The organism is Anoxybacillus dikiliensis (genome assembly GCF_050613275.1).
Lineage (GTDB): Bacteria > Bacillota > Bacilli > Bacillales > Anoxybacillaceae > Anoxybacillus.
Genome location: NZ_CP187112.1, coordinates 2,207,564 through 2,224,658 on the forward strand (window position 1 = coordinate 2,207,564; position 17,095 = coordinate 2,224,658).

Sequence of the window (17,095 nt, forward strand, 5' to 3'; positions counted from 1 at the left end):
TCTTTTTACCATTTCCTTTTATCAACGATATATCGTTCTTCTTTCTGAAATTGGTCTACATGAACGAATGTCGGTGTCACACGAATAACATTTTTTACTTTTTGTTTTGCTTGTTCATCTATCTCGTTTTGAATGTAAATCGTCAATTGGTCGTAGCCGTTTTCATTCGTTACAACAGCTTGAAAAGACGAACAGCCGACCTCATCCATGATTTGCTTTAACTGTTGTTCATGAACAAACATCCCTTTCACTTTTACGCTTGTACCAACTCGACCGATCACACCGACTATACGCTCCCCTTCGTAATCATCCACCCATCGTGACACATCTCCTGTGCCAAAACGAATAAGCGGATATGTGCGATCTAGTATCGTGACAACGATTTCCCCTTCTTCATGAAGTGGTTCGCCGGTCATTGGATCACATAATTGTACAATGGCTCGTGAACTCACTTTTAATCCCGGACCTTGACGATCTTCAAAAGCAATACACCCACAATCTGCTGTTCCATATCCTTCGTATACATCAACCCCTTTCGCCACAAACTGCATCCGCATTTTCTCTGTCAACTTTTCCGCTGTAAAAAATGCTTTTTCTACTGCTAGCGAAACCCCTTTTTCTTCAGCATATTGCAACAGAGCAAGCAAAAAGCTTGGCGTGCCAACATAACCTGTTACTTGCAAATCGCTCATCAATTGTACTTGCAACTCCCGATTTCCCGGTCCTGCTGGAACAACTGTTGCACCAATGCGTCGGAGTGCAGCATCAAACATAAAACCTGCAGGTGATAAATGATAAGAAAACGTATTTTGGACGATATCATCTTTCGTAAAACCGGCTGCTCGAAGCGCTTCTGAAAATCCCCATTCATCTTGATCTTCTCCTTGTGGGTCGTAAATCGGTCCTGGAGACATAAATATGCGCGCTAATTCATTAGGGCGTCTTGTAATCATATTTCCGAATGGCAACCCATGTTTTTGTAAAAGAGGCAATTGTTCTTTTTTCAATACCGAAATGCGACTCAGTTGCTCAATCGTTTCTAATTCACGTGGATTGATGTTTTCAGCATCTAATCGCTCGCGTAATGCCGTAGACCGCTCATACGCTTCAATCAAAAACGATTTCCATCTTTCCATTACAACCACCGCTTTCTCCGTTTATACGACTTCACTTCTCGATAATTTTTACGCCCTTTTTCGCTCATTCCGAGGTAAAATTCTTTTACATCTTCATTTTCAAGCAATCTCTCGACAGGACCGTCCATTACGATGCGACCGTTTTCCATAATATACCCGTAGTGCGCAATCGATAATGCGATGTTCGCATTTTGCTCGACGACGAGAATAGTCGTTCCTTCTTCTTCATTAATTCGCTTAATAATCGAAAAAATTTCTTTCACAAGCAGCGGGGCAATCCCTAACGATGGTTCATCGAGCAGTAAAATTTTTGGTTTTGCCATCATGCCGCGACCAATTGCTAACATTTGCTGTTCTCCCCCCGATAAATATCCTGCTTGGCGATGGCGCAACATATGAAGCTTCGGAAAGTAATGATACACTTTTTGTAAATCTGCTTTAATATTGTGGCGATCTTTTCGTGTATGGGCACCGACGATTAAATTTTCTTCTACCGTCAAATGTTCAAACACGCGTCTCCCTTCCATACATTGAAAAATTCCTTTTTTCACAATTTCTTCTGCATCTTTTCCTTCGATTCGTTCCCCATATAGCTCAATATATCCATCTGTTACTTCGCCATCTTCACTTCTTAGTAATCCTGAAATGGCTTTTAACGTTGTTGTTTTTCCTGCCCCGTTACTGCCGAGCAACGCGACAATTTTTCCTTCTGGAATAACCATCGACATCCCTTTCAATACGAGAATCACGCGATTATACATCACTTCCACATTGTTTAACGTAAGCATTCGTCTCCCCCTTTTGAAAGCGAAAGGGTGCTTCCCGTCGAAAACACCCTTTCATTCACTTTAATATCCGAAGTAGTCTGTAAATACTTTAAACTGTCCGTTTTCAACTTTTGCTAAACGAATTTGATTCGTTCCCGCATGATTATCAGCAGTAAATGTAACTGGTGCAGCTAAGCCTCCTAAATCAACATCTTTCAATTTTTCTAATCCTTGTCGAATGCCTTCACCAGTCGTCGGATCGTCCGCTTGCTTTATTCCTTCGACAAGAATTTTCGCTGTAACCCATCCTTGAATAAATTTTTGGTTTTTGTCCTCTAATTTTTCACCCTTGCTTGCTAAATACTCTTTTACTTCAGCCATGCCTGGTAAATCTTCATACGGAAACGCATGTGTCACCACGCCGATAAACCCTTCTGCTGCATCTCCTGCAATCGGGAGCAATCCTTCACCAGTTGTCCAGTTTAAACCAATGAATTGCGTATCAATGCCTAATTTTTTCGCATCCTTTAAAATCGTTGCTGTCGCGCCCCATGTTTGTTGAATAATTGCATAATCCGGCGCTTTTTTCTTCATGTTCAATAGCTGAGATGTCGCATCAAGCGCCTTTAAGTCAACAATTTGTTCATCCACAATCTCTACACCAATTTCTTTTGCAAAATCTTTTGCATCTTGAATTGGTGATTTTCCAAATGCCGTGTCATTGTAAATGAGCGCAACTTTTGGCGTGCCACCTGCATGATTTTCTTTAATCCAGCGAAGCACTGAGCGTGCCTGATCGGAATACGACGCCGCTGTCAAAAAGTTGTATGGGCTTTCTTTTATATTTTTTAAATTTTCTGAATAAGAAGCTGAGAAAAATGGTATTTTATCTGCTGCCACTTGTTGTCGCAACGCTTCTGTATCGGCAGTTCCCCATCCTAAAATCGCTGACACCTTATCGCTTGCTTTATATTTTTGATACAACTTTTGCGCTTCAGGAATTTTATAAGCATAATCTTGTCCGACAAGCTCAATTTTATAGCCGTTCACCCCACCTTTTGAGTTAATGTATTCAATATACGCTTTTTCTCCTTCAGCATACGGTGTACCAACATCTCCCGTTGCGCCTGTAATATCAAACAATGCACCAATTTTAATCGTTCCTTGTTCTTTTCCTCCCTCTTTTGCTGGTTCCGTCGCTGTTTTGTCACCTCCTGAACACCCGAATAACATGCTTGCTCCGAGAAGCAATGTAGCGAGTAGTGCACCTTTTTTCTTCATTCATTCATCCCCCTTATGTTTTTTGTTTGTATATAAAGCGGATATGCCGCTTTATATTACTTTGTATAGGAAAATGGCCAAAGGCGGAAATAATTTTTTATATTTGACCAAATTTTATTTAACCCATCTGGCTCATACACGAGAAATAAAATGATCACAACTCCAAAAACGACTTCCTTCATTCCTACAAGCACCCCCTCTAATCCAGGAAATGTGCCGCTCAATATATCTACAACGCTTCGTAGCACAACAGGCATAAGCGTAATAAACACAGCACCGTACAATGAGCCAAACACGCTTCCTAAACCACCAACTAAAATCATTGCCAAATATTCAATTGAAACGGAAATGCTGTAAAGCTCAGGGCTTACAATCATCGTGTAATGACCAAGAAGCGCACCAGCAATGCCGACGAAAAACGAGCTGACGAAAAAGGCAAGCACTTTATATTTAAACAAATCAATACCCATCACTTCTGCAGCAATATCGCGATCGCGAATGGCGATGAACGCCCGCCCGACACGCGTGCGAAATAAGTTGAGTGAGAAGACGATTGTGATCAGTAAAACGACGAACATTAAATAGTAATAGCTCGTTTCGCTCATAAACGTAAATGAACCGATTTGGGGACGATTCAATACGAGCCCAGCTGTCCCCCCCGTTAACGAGTCCCACCTCGAAATGACAAACAAAATGATGACTTGCGCCGCCAACGTGGCAATGGCTAAATATAACCCTTTTAAACGCAAAGACGGGATCCCAAACAGAGCACCGACAAGCGCAGTAGTTAACCCAGCAAGCGGGAAAGCCACCCAAAAGCTAAGCCCTAACTTCGTTGTTAAAATCGCTGATGTATAACCTCCTACCCCTAAAAATGCGCCAACTCCGATCGAAATTTGACCAGTAAAGCCCGTCAAAATATTTAATCCGATCGCACCAATAGCTGCAATGCCGCATAATGTCGCTAAACCGACTACATAGTCTGTCGCGACCATAGGAAAAAGAGCAAATAGCGCGACAATCATAAAAATACGCCAACGTACCCGAGCAATTTTCCAAATGGCCATATCTTGCTTATAATCAACATGAAATTCACCACATTGCATCACAAACGGATTTCGCACCATTTCTCACACCCTCTCAATTTCTTTCTTTCCAAATAGTCCATACGGTTTAACCATTAGAATGATGACGAGGATGACAAACGGGATCACTTCTTTCAATCCCCCACCGACAAGTGGGTCTAAATATCCTCCTGTCATACTTTCAATAATACCGATTAAAATACCGCCAATAATCGCCCCGGGGATGCTGTCAAGCCCGCCTAAAATAGCGACAGGTAACACTTTTAATCCGATTAGTGAAAGCGAAGAGTTAACTCCGTTAATATTTCCTAATAGCACCCCACCAACGGCCGATACGATGGCTGCAATCGCCCAAGCAATCGCAAAAATCGTTTTGACGCTAATGCCCATAGACAAAGCGGCTTGTTGATCATCTGCTGTCGCTCGCATTGCAATACCGAATCGGGAATATTTGAAAAACAACGTGAAAATCATAAGCCAAATCATAACAATGACAAACGACCATGCGTATACAGGGGCGATAATGACTTCTCCGAACTGCAACGGTTTTTCTGAAAAAACAGGCGGATATACGCGCGTTTCGTGCCCCCAAATAATATGAACAATCCCTGCAAGTACGCTCGATAATCCGATCGTTGCCATAATCATAGAAATGACCGGCTTTCCAATGAAAGGGCGCAACACAACTTTTTCTACGCTCCAACCAAGCAACGCACTAAACGCTAAAGCGAGCAACAAGGCAGCAATGAATGGAACATTATAGCTAGCCACAAGCGTCAAACAAACGTACGTCCCGATGAGCAAAAATTCACCTTGTGCAAAATTAATAGCGTCACTCGATTTATAAATGAGCACAAACCCTAGCGCAACGAGCGCATATACGCTTCCAACAACGATACCAGTGACAAGCATTTGCAAGAAAAAAGCCATTTACGCTGCTCCCTCCCCTTCATCAATCGAGACGACTTTTAACGTCGTTTTAATAACTTGCTCTTTGCCATCACGATATTTAATTGTTCCTTCTACCGCAATGTGATCCGTTTCTGAGTACATCCCTTCAATAAGTGAGGCATATTTTTTAGCAATAAATTGCCGGCGCACTTTTTTCGTTCTCGTTAATTCTTCATCGTCCGCATCAAGCTCTTTATAAAGCAAAACAAACTTTTTCACACGCGCCTTCTCTGGTAACGATTGATTAATTTCATTCACTTGTTCTTGAATGAGTTGAATAACTTCTTGTTTTGCGGACAAATCGGAATATGTCGTATAAACGAGCTGATTTTTTTCCGCCCAACGACCGACGTTGGCCATATCGATGTTAATGATCGCCACAACGTACGGACGATCGCGCCCAATGGCAACCGCTTCTTGAATGTATGGGCTAAATTTCAGTTTATTTTCAATAAACTGTGGCGAAAACATCTCACCTGTTTGTAAGCGAATGACATCTTTTAAACGATCAATAACATACAAATGGCCTGATTCATCTACATACCCTGCATCACCTGTATGGAGCCAGCCGTCTTCAATCGTCTCTTTCGTTGCCTTTTCGTTTTTATAATAGCCACAACACACACTCGGGCTTTTTAATAAAATTTCGCCTTGCTCAGAAATTTTCACTTCCGTTTCTGGGATCGGTATGCCAACGCTATCTACTTTAATGTCCCCATCCCGATGAACGATCGCAATTCCTGATACTTCTGTTTGACCGTAAATGCTTTTCACGTTCACTCCAATGCTATGGAAAAAGCGAAACACATCTGGACCTAACGGAGCACCACCTGTATATGCTCGCTTTAAGCGCAACAGCCCGAAATGGTCACGAATAGCGCTAAAAACGAAATAATCAGCAAGTTTATACAAGCATTTTGTCCAAAAGGAAACATCGCTTTTCGTAAAATGAGCTTCTGCTACTTTTTCACCAATCGGCTTGCACCATTCATACATTTTTCGTTTAAACCAACTTGCGTCTTGAATGCGCACTTGAAATTTTGAAACGATATCTTCATAAATGCGCGGTGGTGAAAACATAACGTGTGGTCCGATCTCTCGTAAATTTTCAAACACCGTTGAAGGTTCTTCTGGAAAGTTCACAACAATGTTGCAGTGGAATGCCATTGAAATGGTCATCATTTGTTCGCCTATCCAAGCGAGCGGTAAAAATGAAAGGTATTCGTCTTGTTCGTCAAGTGGGTCGATTTTTGCGAGGTTCTTTGCCATTTCAAATAAGTTGCGATAAGAAAGTTCCGTCCCTTTCGGATTGCCTGTCGTTCCAGATGTGTACGATAAAATGGCAATATCATCATAACATCCTTTTTGCACTTCATCGTCAAAATATGTTGGATGCGTTTGTTCAAATTGGCGACCGAGCGTTTGTACGTCTTGAAAATACAATAATTTATCGCGCTTGTAGTTTCGCATCCCCCGCGAATCGTAGTAAATGATATGTTTCACTTTCGAAAGCTCTTGTTCAACTTCTAACACTTTATCAACTTGCTCTTGATCCTCAACAACGACAAACGTCGCATCGCAATTGTCGATAATATATGCTAATTCGTTTGGTAACGACTCTTGATAAATGCCAACAGAAATACCCCCTAAACTTTGAGCGGCCAGTTGGCTAAATACCCATTCAGGTCGATTATCACCGATAATAGCTAGTTTATCGCCGCGTCGAAACCCGAGCGAAGCAAGCCCTAATGCGAGCGCTTTCACTTGTTCATAGTAGTCGCTATATGTGTATTCGTTCCAAATGCCGTAGTCTTTTTCGCGCAGAGCGACTTGAGTTGGTTTTTGTCGCGCACGAGCGGTTAATAGCTGTGGAAACGTCATTTGTTCCATAAAACTCCCCCTTTATCCCGCATGTTCTTCTCCTAAATATGCTTCTATGACGCGTGGATTTGTTTGAACTTCTTTTGGCGTTCCGTACGCGATCAATTTTCCGAAATCTAACACAGCGATATGATTGGATAGATCCATCACAACGCCCATATCGTGTTCAATTAAAATAATTGTCGTCTTTTTTTCTTCGTGAATATCAATAATATAACGCGCCATGTCTTCTTTTTCTTCATTGTTCATGCCAGCCATTGGCTCATCAAGCAATAGTAAGTCAGGCTCCATCGCTAATGCGCGACCGACTTCTACACGTTTTTGTAGACCGTAGGATAGCGTACCAACAGGCACATTGCGCACATGCTCGAGCTCTAAAAAATCGATAACTTCTTCAACTTTATAACGATGTTCTACTTCTTCTTTTTGCGCTTTCCCCCAGTACAATCCACCTGCAAGCACCCCTGTTTTCATGCGCACATGCCTTCCGAGCATAAGATTGTCCAATACAGATAAATGCGGAAATAACTCAATATTTTGGAACGCCCTTGCAATGCCTAAAGCAGCCCGTTTATGTGGCTTCACATGCGTGATCCGCTCATCTTTGAAAAAGATATCGCCCTCTGTCGGTTTATACAGCCCGCTAATGCAGTTCAACATACTCGTTTTTCCTGCTCCGTTTGGGCCGATCAATGAAAAAATTTCCCCTTCTTTCACTTCAAAGGAAACAGAATCAAGCGCCAATACACCACCGAAGCGAATGGACACGTTTTGCACTTTCAATATACCCACTTCACTCCCCCCTTTTTCTTTATTTCTCTCTTTCGATAACACTTTATGGACGTTTTTATATCTTTATGACTTTACACAATGAAAAAAACAAAAATGTAAGCGTTATCAAAAGAGTTTGTAAAAAATATTTCTTAATTTTAAGAAAATTCTAAAAAGAATAGTACAAAATTTTTTTTAATCCGTCAAGCTTTTTTTCCGCTCCGAATGAATCGGAGCGGACTATGTTATTTTTGCATCGCTTTCATCTCACGTTCGCGCAATTCAACGCGGCGAATTTTGCCCGAAGTCGTTTTTGGTAGATCGTCGACAAACTCAATTTTGCGCGGATATTTATACGGCGCTGTGAGTTTCTTTACATGCTCTTGAAGTTGCGGAATTAAATTCGGATCATTTTTATCTACTCCTTCGCGCAATACAATAAACGCTTTAACAACGTGCCCCCGAATTTCATCTGGACTAGCAACAACAGCACATTCTTTCACAAATGGATGTTTCACTAGCGCATCTTCTACTTCAAACGGTCCGATCGTATAGCCGGAGCTGATAATAATATCATCTCCACGACCTTCGAACCAAAAATAACCATCTTCATCTTTTTTCGCTTTATCACCAGTAATATAATATTCCCCACGGAACTGCATCGCTGTTCGTTCCGGATCTTTATAATAGCATTTAAACAAAGCCGGTGTGTCAACATGAACAGCAATATCTCCAACTTCTCCAACGGCACAAGGCTCACCAAACTCATTAATAATTTCGACACGATTTCCTGGCGTTGGCTTCCCCATAGATCCCGGTTTTATTTTCATTCCTTTCATAACCCCGACAAGCAATGTATTTTCTGTCTGTCCATATCCATCGCGAACTTGAACGCCAAAATAACGCTCAAACGTATCGATCACTTCTCGATTCAACGGTTCACCAGCAGATACAGCACTATGCAAATGCGGTAATTTATATTGGGAAATCGTTGGAACTTTAGCCATGAGACGATATTCTGTCGGTGTACAACAAAGCACGTTAATGTTGTATTTCTCTAACAACTGTAAATATTTCTCTGGCTCAAACCGACCGTAGTACACAAACCCTGTCGCTCCAGAGCCAAGAGTCGATAGAAATGGACTCCACACCCACTTCTGCCATCCAGGGCTTGCCGTTGCCCAAACGAGGTCTCCTTCTTCAATACAAAGCCAGTTTTTTGCTGCCGTTCGTAAATGGGCATATGCCCAAGCGTGCGTGTGCACTACACCTTTTGGATTTCCTGTCGTTCCAGACGTATATGATAAAAACGCCATATCTTCTCGCGATGTTTCTACAGCCATAAAGGTGTCGCTTTGCTTCGCCATTTCGTCGTGCAAATCGAGCCAGCGCTCAGCCGAACCGCCAACAGAAAAAGAAACGATATTTTCCATACCTTCAATCGAAGAAAATTGTTCAATATACGGGAAATACGCAACAATTCCTTTTACTTCTCCATGAGAAATGCGATATTGTAAATCTTTTGTGCGTAACATTTCAGAGCTTGGAATAACGACAAGTCCTGCTTTCAATGCCCCAATATATACTGCATATGCCTCCAACAAACGCGGAAGCATAACGAGCACTTTATCCCCTTTTTGTAACCCATGTTTAACGAAAGCGTTTCCAATTTTATTCGCCTGTTTCATCATTTCAACATATGTAAGTTCTTTTGTTTCTCCTGCTTCACTTTCCCATTTTAAAGCTATTCGGTTTGGATCGTCTGCATACTTTTCAAATTCACTTGTCAAATTATACTTTTCTGGTGCAATTAAATTCATTTCCCTCTCCCCCTTAACCATATGATACAAGAAAATTATACAAAAAAATCGAATGTTTTTGTATAACTTTTCTAAAAATTTTTAAAAGATAAAAAACTCGGTAGAACGCGCTACCGAGTTTTGTTTATTATTTATTTTGACTACTTAGTTGTTGTTCTGCCATTTTCACGAGACGTTTTGTAATCTCGCCACCAACAGAACCGTTTGCTCGTGCAGTTGTATCTGGACCTAACTGCACACCAAATTCTTGAGCGATCTCGTATTTCATTTGGTCAATCGCTTGTTGCACACCAGGGACGAGCAATCGATTTCGATTTGCCATTCGTTTTCACCCCCTCGCATCTATAGGTTGTGCAAAACGAATGAACTTCATACATCATCTAAAAGAGCTCATCCAATGGTTGATCTGGTTTCAACGTAATCGTTTCGACGCGAGCAACCGTCTCCGCAATCATTTCGTCTAAAGGTAAAAACTGTTCATATTGAATGATTTTCTCTTTTTTCGGTTTCGTTTTTGGTGCTTTTGGGGTAAAAATTGTACAACAATCTTCATATGGACGAATGGAAATATGATGCGTCCCGATTCGTTCAGCAATTGCAATAATCTCCGTTTTATCCATTGAAATAAGTGGCCGAAGAATTGGTGTCGTTGTTACATCGTTGACAACAACCATGCTTTCAAGTGTTTGACTAGCCACTTGTCCTAAACTTTCTCCCGTCACGATCGCTAGCCCATTTTCCTTTTTGCGAATTTCATCTGTAATGCGCAACATCGCACGACGAGTGGAAATGAGAGAACAGTTTTCTGGCACCTGCTTATAAATGGCTTGTTGCAACTCCGTAAACGGCACAATATGAAGGCGAATCGTTCCGCCAAATTCCGTCAAACGTTGAGCTAAGTCAATGACTTTCTGCTTTGCTCGTTCACTTGTAAACGGCGGGCTAAAAAAGTGGACTGCTTCAATTTGCAAGCCGCGCTTCATTGCCAAATATCCCGCTACAGGGCTATCAATTCCACCAGAAAGCATGAGCATCGCTTTTCCGCTCGTACCAACTGGTAAACCACCTGCTCCTTGCACATCGTAAGCTGTAATATACGTTCCCTCTTTTCGAACTTCGACACGAACATCAATGTCGGGATGATGGACATCGACCGTTAAACCTGTTGTATGTTTTAGCACATAACTCCCAAGCTCATAGTTTAATTCATTTGTTGTGACTGGGAATTGTTTATCCGCTCTTCTTGCGGATATTTTAAACGTTTTCCCTTCATGCGGGAATTGTTTAACGAAAAAAAGTGTCGCTTCTTTTATTTTTTCCAAATCGCTCTCCGTTTTTAACGCTAAACTTAATGATTGAATGCCGAACACTTCTTGCAATTTTTCAATAACAGGTTGCGGCGGTGTATGATGTAAACGAACGTACATCCGATCGCGCAACGCTTCAATTTGAATGTTTGGAAAATGTTTTAACTTTTTCGCTATGTTTCGTTTTAAGCATCGTACAAATTGCAAACGATTTTTTCCCTTTGTCGACATTTCACCGTAACGAATTACAATATGATCGTACGTCATTTCGTTCCCCTCGCTACTATTTTTAATCGTTCGTATGCTCGTTCAATTGCTTCAACTATGATTGGAATGTGCTTCATTTGTTGCTCATATGATAAACTTATGCGAATCGAGCGCTCTGCTCGCGTTTTTTCAACTCCCATAGCTAACAATGTTTTGCTTGGCGCTTTTTTCCGGGATGAACATGCTGATGTTGTTGATACATATACATGCTGTTTTTCTAATTCATGCACAAACGCCTCTGATTTGACTCCTTCTAGAGAAAAATGGATAATATGCGGAGCCGATTGTTCAAACGGGGTATGAACAACAATGCCTTCAATTGCTTGTAAACGCTCGATAAGCGCTCGCTTCATTTCTTCAAGGCGAGCAGAGGCTTCGTGATACTTTTCAATAGACAATCGCAACGCTTTCGCCATCGCTACAATGGCAGCGACATTTTCTGTTCCAGAACGCAACTGCATTTCCTGAGCCCCGCCAGATAAAAGCGGAGAAAGGCGTACACCTTCGCGCACATATAATACGCCTGCTCCTTTTAAACCATGAAATTTATGGGCGGAGATCGTATATAAATCAACATTTGCGCGCTTTAAATGAAGTGGCACTTTCGCCGCACCTTGTACCCCATCAACGTGAAAAAGCACTTTCGGATATTTTTTTAACAACATACCAATTTGTTCAATTGGCTGAATGGAACCTACTTCATTATTGACATGCATTACAGAAACGAGAATCGTATCGTCACGCAACGCTTGTTCAATATGTGTTGGGGAAACGATACCACGTTCATCGACGGGCACATATGTCACTTGAAAGCCAAGTTGTTCAAGCTGTTTACACGCTTCGGTAACAGACGGATGTTCAATCGCTGTTGTAACGATATGACGCCCGCGCTGTTGGTGTTGCCAAGCAACCCCTTTCATTGCTAAATTGTTTCCTTCCGTCCCACCTGATGTAAAAACCACTTCGGTCGGTTTCACCTCGAGCAGACGTGCGATTTGTTCTCTTGACTGTGTAAGCAATCGCTCTGCCTGCATGCCTAATCCATGTAGCGAAGACGGATTGCCGAAATAATCGTTCGCTACTTTTATAAAGGATTGCAACACTTCTGGAAACGGTTTTGTTGTGGCGCTATTATCTAAATACATCATCGCCCTTGCCTCCATATACGTTCATATACAAACAGCCTTCTTATATTATCACATCTTTATTCAAAAAAGAAATGATCAAAGAATATTTTAAAGATTGAAACTTTTGATAAAAACGACAAAATTTTTATTTTGTATGGTAGTATATAGGCTGGTACGGAGACAACAAAGGAGGATCAACATGTCGAAAAAAGATTTAATCGCTGTCGGTTTCATGTTATTTGCTTTATTTTTCGGCGCTGGCAATATGATTTTTCCTCCTGCTCTCGGACAAGCAGCAGGAGAAAACGTATGGATTGCTATTGCTGGTTTTTTAATTACTGGCGTCGGATTACCTGTTTTAGCCGTAAGCGCCATCGCAAAAACAGGAAGTGATTTACAACAATTAGCTAGTCGAGTACATCCTGTATTTGGTGTTATCTTCACAACGATTATGTATTTAGCGATCGGCCCCTTTTTCGGCATTCCACGTACAGGGACTGTCTCGTTCGAAATTGGAGTAACTCCATTTTTACCTGAAACAGCCGATCGTTCTATCATGTTAGCCGCGTATACAGTCATTTATTTCATTGTATCGCTTTGGTTGGCGTTAAACCCATCGAAATTAGTTGACCGCATCGGTAAGTTATTAACGCCGCTTTTACTTGTCGGCCTTACTTTGTTTTTTATCAAAAGTATATGGACACCTATGGGCGAGATCCAAAAACCAACCGATGCTTACGCACATGCTCCGTTGTTTAAAGGATTTATTGACGGATATTTGACGATGGATGCCATTGCTGCACTCGTTTTCGGTATTATTGTCATTCAAGCCATTCAACAAAAAGGAATAACAAACAAAAAACAACTGACAAAACTTTGCATTCAAGCTGGGCTCATTGCCGCCTCTGGACTAACGCTCGTTTATTTATCGCTCGCTTTCATCGGCTCATCAAGCGTGCAGGCGATTGGTTATCGCGACAACGGTGGAGAAATTATTAGCCAAGCAGCCACTTACTTATTTGGGCAAGCTGGGACAGTCATCTTATCGGTTATTATTATGCTCGCGTGCTTAACGACATCCGTCGGTTTATTATCGTCGTGCGCAAGCTATTTTGCGAAAATTTCGCCAAAGCTCTCTTATCGAATGCTCGTCATCGTGATGAGCGTCTTTAGCGCGTTCATCGCAAATGTCGGTTTAACAAAGCTTATTTCGTTATCTATTCCTGTGCTTATTATCATTTATCCGCTAGCTATTACTCTTGTCGCTTTATCGTTTTTACATGACTATTTTGGCGGGAAACAAACGGTTTACATTGGGGCGATTGCTGGTACGTTTCTTGTAAGCGTCGTTGATGGGCTAAAAACAGCGGGATTTGATGTATCAGCCATTTTACACGTATACGAAAAAACATTGCCTTTGTTTGAACAAGGAATTGGTTGGCTCACACCGGCGCTCGTCGGTGGCTTGATCGGTTTATTGCTAAACAAAACAAATCATGTCACACGTACCGAAAGAAAAGCAAGTTAAAAACGAGTGAAAGGATTTCCTTTCACTCGTTTTCTTTTAGCCACTCACGAATACGTTCAAACGCTCCTTCCTCCACTTGCTCTACCGTAGCAATCGCCTTTTGTAAGGCTAATTCGTATTCGTATCGTCGAAACAACTGTTCCGCTTCCTCTAATCCTTCTTTCACCGCATGGAAACGACGACGGTAACGGTTTCCATATTGAATGACTTGTTCAGCCAATCGAGCTTGTTCAATCATTTCTTTTGTTTGGTCACATACATGCTGCACAGAAACAATCGCCTCGTCTAGCGCTTGATGAACAGCCTCCATATTTAACGGCTTTCCGTCCAATGTAAGCGACACACGCGTTAAGCTTTCACGCGCCTCGCTCACTTGCAACATATAAGATTCCGGTAACCCAGGAAGTTTGCTTTTTTTCACGAGCCGAATCGCTTCAGACAATTGTTTTTTCATTTCTGCTAATTTCTCACGCGCTGCTAATTCATCTTTCCTTAACGCATATAAGTGCTCACGAAACTGGGCGTGCTTTTCTTTCACCGCAGCAATTTGCGCTAAAATTTCCTCCAACTCTTCACGAATAAGCGAGTAAGCCAAACGTTCCTCAATCATTTTCTTTTGAATTAACACAAATCGTTTCATCAATTGTTGCACTTGCTTTTCAATGTGTCGATATTTATCAAGATCACTTTGTGATAAATGATAGCTTTGCTGAACAAATAACGTTTCATCGCGCGTTTCTTTCGTTTCTTCTTCTAACTCGTAAAGTGTTTGCTCAATTTTTTCCGTTTCATCATGAACGAAGCGTTCCGCATACACTTCTTTCTCTAGCAAATCGTACAACGTGTCAACATCTTCTTGTGCTTCCCGAAGAAGCTTTTCTGCTTCATCCACAGCAAGCGTTTCTAACAGCGCAAGCACTTCCGACACTTTTCCACGGATCGCCTCCACTTCTTTGTCAACTGGAAGATGGTCCAGCACATATCCATTCTCTGACAGTTCACGATATCCTTCGATGATATTGTCAAGTTGTGCAGGAATTTCAACTTGTGCATCGCTAAGTAAAAGCGGAATTTGTTCAATAAAACGATTCAACTCATTTAATTCATTTTGAATAAACAACACTACTTCGCGGGCCGCTAAATAATTCCCTTCCGCCGTTAACTGCTCAAACGTTTGAAATTGTTGTTGGAGAGTATTTAATCGCGATTCAAGTGCAGTTTCTGTACGCCCAAACGTATGACGTTGAGTAAGCATCGCTTTTTTTACTTGGCGATACTTTTCCTTTAACTGTTCAATTTCTTCACGATTTTTCTCTTCACTTCCAACTAATTCTTGTAACTCTAATAAAATGCGTTGAATGCTCCCTTCAATTTCTTGCAGCTGCTGTTCTGTTTGCTTTAACGCATCTTTCGCTTTCATAAACCGATATTTAACTACTGCTTCCTCAATATCAAACAACTTTTCTTCTATGTTTGGCAGTTGAACAGCGACAATGTCATCCCATTCGTTCCGCCACTTTTCAAATAGCTGCTCTGTTTCTCCCATCATATTTAATGACTTAATTTTCGCCATTTCTTCTGGTACCGGGCGATTCATTAAAGAAATTTTCCATTGCTCTAATTGATCGATTTGTTTATATAAACGTTTTCGGTACACGTATGTATATGTAAGTCCTCCAATAAAGAGGAGGGCACTAATCGCTACAAATTCCATAATGGGCCTCCTTGTTGTCAAGCTTTCTTTTTTATGGAGAAGGCATTTTCTTTTCAATGATTTTATGATACCATGTTAGCAACATTTTTTGAGCAAAAATTTTAATTTTTTTCCTAAAAAAACGTGATTTTATCGAATTTTGCGCTAAGAGAGGTGAAAAACGTGCGCGATGGGCATATTCATACACCGTTTTGTCCTCACGGAAGTGACGATGCGCTGCATGAATATATCGAAAAGGCTATTTCGCTTGGTTATACAGATATTTCATTTACCGAACACGCACCGCTTCCGAAAGGATTTATAGATCCGACCCCTTATCAAGATAGCGCGATGAAAGAAGAACAACTAGCGTCGTACGTATCAATTTTACAATCATTAAAAAAACAGTACGAAAGGCATATTCGTGTTCGTATCGGATTAGAGGTTGATTTCATTGTCGGATATGAACACGAAACGAAGACATTTTTAAATGAAATTGGCCCACAATTAGACGATAGCATTTTATCCGTTCATTTTTTGCACATTGGCAATCAGTACATGTGTATCGATTATAGCGAAGACATGTTTGGAGACATCGTTGCATCGTTTGGTTCAGTTGAACGAGTGTATGAGGCCTATTATCAAACCGTTCTCGCCTCTGTTGTTGCTGATTTAGGAACATACAAACCAAGACGTATCGGACATATCACGCTCGTTCGCAAGTTTCATCGAGCATACGCGTGTGAATACGATGAGAACAAAATCATCACACACATTCTAGATGAAATGAAAAATCGTCAACTAGAACTTGACTACAATGGTGCCGGCACAACAAAACCGCTCTGCCTAGAGCCGTATCCGCCTCATTGGGTCGTAAAAGAAGCGTCAAAACGCGGCATTCCGCTCGTGTACGGCTCGGATGCTCACTCGGTTGCTGGCCTTCATCAAGGAATTGAACATATGTTGATATAAAGGAGTGGAATACATGTTTCATATGCAAACATACACAGGGACAAGAGAAGAAAATTACGCGCTTGTCATCGATCAATTAAAATCGTTAATTTCGGATGAAAAAAATGTTGTGGCGAACTTAGCCAATGCTTCTGCTTTATTGAACTACTTTTTACACGATATTAACTGGGTTGGCTTTTACATAACAGAAGGAAATGAACTTGTTCTCGGACCTTTTCAAGGATTGCCCGCATGCGTGCGCATTCCATTTGGCAAAGGCGTATGCGGAACAGCAGCAGCCGAGAAACGAACAGTGCGTGTGGCGGACGTTCATACGTTTCCAGGTCACATCGCATGCGATGCTGCATCTCAATCTGAAATTGTCGTTCCGATGATAAAAGAGGGCCGTGTCATTGGTGTGCTTGATATTGACAGCCCCATCAAAAATCGTTTCGATGAAGTCGACGAGCAGTATTTACAACGTTTTGTTGAAACGCTTATTCAATATGTTAACATATAAGAAAGAGGCC

The 17,095-nt window shown here is 41.4% G+C and carries 15 protein-coding genes; 3 read left to right on the forward strand and 12 right to left on the reverse strand.

Annotation, left to right across the window (positions count from 1 at the left end):
* Nucleotides 1-5: 5 nt before the first annotated feature.
* The 11 genes from ACPF7I_RS11575 to ACPF7I_RS11625 all read right to left on the reverse strand — a co-directional run bounded on the left by ACPF7I_RS11575 (nucleotide 6) and on the right by ACPF7I_RS11625 (nucleotide 12,414).
* A complete protein-coding gene (locus ACPF7I_RS11575; RefSeq protein WP_430746197.1) occupies nucleotides 6-1,136 on the reverse strand; it encodes a phenylacetate--CoA ligase family protein in 1,131 nt (376 codons plus the stop codon).
* Complete coding sequence (locus tag ACPF7I_RS11580; RefSeq protein ID WP_009361542.1) at nucleotides 1,136-1,924, reverse strand: ABC transporter ATP-binding protein; 789 nt, start codon at nucleotides 1,922-1,924, stop codon at nucleotides 1,136-1,138. The genes ACPF7I_RS11575 and ACPF7I_RS11580 overlap by 1 nt, the downstream gene beginning before the upstream one ends.
* A 60-nt stretch (nucleotides 1,925-1,984) precedes the next feature.
* The gene (locus ACPF7I_RS11585) at nucleotides 1,985-3,184 is read right to left on the reverse strand and encodes an ABC transporter substrate-binding protein (protein ID WP_430746196.1); all 1,200 of its coding nucleotides are present in this window, start codon (nucleotides 3,182-3,184) and stop codon (nucleotides 1,985-1,987) included.
* A 56-nt stretch (nucleotides 3,185-3,240) separates the two neighbouring features.
* Nucleotides 3,241-4,311, reverse strand: coding sequence for a branched-chain amino acid ABC transporter permease (locus tag ACPF7I_RS11590; protein WP_430746195.1), 1,071 nt, complete (start codon nucleotides 4,309-4,311; stop codon nucleotides 3,241-3,243).
* A 3-nt stretch (nucleotides 4,312-4,314) separates the two neighbouring features.
* Nucleotides 4,315-5,199, reverse strand: a complete 885-nt coding sequence (locus ACPF7I_RS11595; protein WP_009361545.1) for a branched-chain amino acid ABC transporter permease — start codon at nucleotides 5,197-5,199, stop codon at nucleotides 4,315-4,317.
* Nucleotides 5,200-7,110, reverse strand: coding sequence for an AMP-binding protein (locus ACPF7I_RS11600; RefSeq protein ID WP_430746194.1), 1,911 nt, complete (start codon nucleotides 7,108-7,110; stop codon nucleotides 5,200-5,202). It abuts the gene before it with no gap.
* 12 nt (nucleotides 7,111-7,122) lie between these two features.
* On the reverse strand, nucleotides 7,123-7,893 hold the full coding sequence (locus tag ACPF7I_RS11605) for an ABC transporter ATP-binding protein (protein WP_042534742.1): 771 nt from the start codon (nucleotides 7,891-7,893) through the stop codon (nucleotides 7,123-7,125).
* A 224-nt stretch (nucleotides 7,894-8,117) separates the two neighbouring features.
* Nucleotides 8,118-9,692, reverse strand: coding sequence for an acyl-CoA synthetase MbcS (gene mbcS / locus ACPF7I_RS11610; RefSeq protein ID WP_430746193.1), 1,575 nt, complete (start codon nucleotides 9,690-9,692; stop codon nucleotides 8,118-8,120).
* Between the two features lie 127 nt (nucleotides 9,693-9,819).
* The gene (locus ACPF7I_RS11615) at nucleotides 9,820-10,014 is read right to left on the reverse strand and encodes a small, acid-soluble spore protein, alpha/beta type (protein ID WP_009361549.1); all 195 of its coding nucleotides are present in this window, start codon (nucleotides 10,012-10,014) and stop codon (nucleotides 9,820-9,822) included.
* Nucleotides 10,015-10,072: 58 nt separating this feature from the next.
* Nucleotides 10,073-11,266: a tRNA uracil 4-sulfurtransferase ThiI gene (gene thiI, locus ACPF7I_RS11620; protein ID WP_430746192.1), complete on the reverse strand. Its 1,194-nt coding sequence runs from the start codon at nucleotides 11,264-11,266 to the stop codon at nucleotides 10,073-10,075.
* Complete coding sequence (locus ACPF7I_RS11625; RefSeq protein ID WP_430746191.1) at nucleotides 11,263-12,414, reverse strand: cysteine desulfurase family protein; 1,152 nt, start codon at nucleotides 12,412-12,414, stop codon at nucleotides 11,263-11,265. Before ACPF7I_RS11625 ends, thiI begins: the two co-directional genes overlap by 4 nt.
* 178 nt (nucleotides 12,415-12,592) lie before the next feature.
* Here ACPF7I_RS11625 and brnQ point away from each other — a divergent pair, with 178 nt between their 5' ends.
* Nucleotides 12,593-13,921, forward strand: coding sequence for a branched-chain amino acid transport system II carrier protein (brnQ, locus tag ACPF7I_RS11630; protein ID WP_430746190.1), 1,329 nt, complete (start codon nucleotides 12,593-12,595; stop codon nucleotides 13,919-13,921).
* Nucleotides 13,922-13,943: 22 nt separating this feature from the next.
* Here brnQ and ezrA read toward each other — a convergent pair whose 3' ends face one another.
* Nucleotides 13,944-15,635, reverse strand: coding sequence for a septation ring formation regulator EzrA (ezrA, locus tag ACPF7I_RS11635; RefSeq protein WP_430746189.1), 1,692 nt, complete (start codon nucleotides 15,633-15,635; stop codon nucleotides 13,944-13,946).
* 162 nt (nucleotides 15,636-15,797) lie between these two features.
* Here ezrA and hisJ point away from each other — a divergent pair, with 162 nt between their 5' ends.
* Together hisJ and ACPF7I_RS11645 are read left to right on the forward strand one after the other, a co-directional pair.
* Nucleotides 15,798-16,586, forward strand: coding sequence for a histidinol-phosphatase HisJ (gene hisJ, locus ACPF7I_RS11640; protein ID WP_430746188.1), 789 nt, complete (start codon nucleotides 15,798-15,800; stop codon nucleotides 16,584-16,586).
* 13 nt (nucleotides 16,587-16,599) lie between these two features.
* Nucleotides 16,600-17,085 (forward strand): GAF domain-containing protein, encoded by a 486-nt coding sequence (locus ACPF7I_RS11645; RefSeq protein ID WP_430746187.1) that lies wholly within the window; start codon nucleotides 16,600-16,602, stop codon nucleotides 17,083-17,085.
* Nucleotides 17,086-17,095 lie beyond the last annotated feature (10 nt).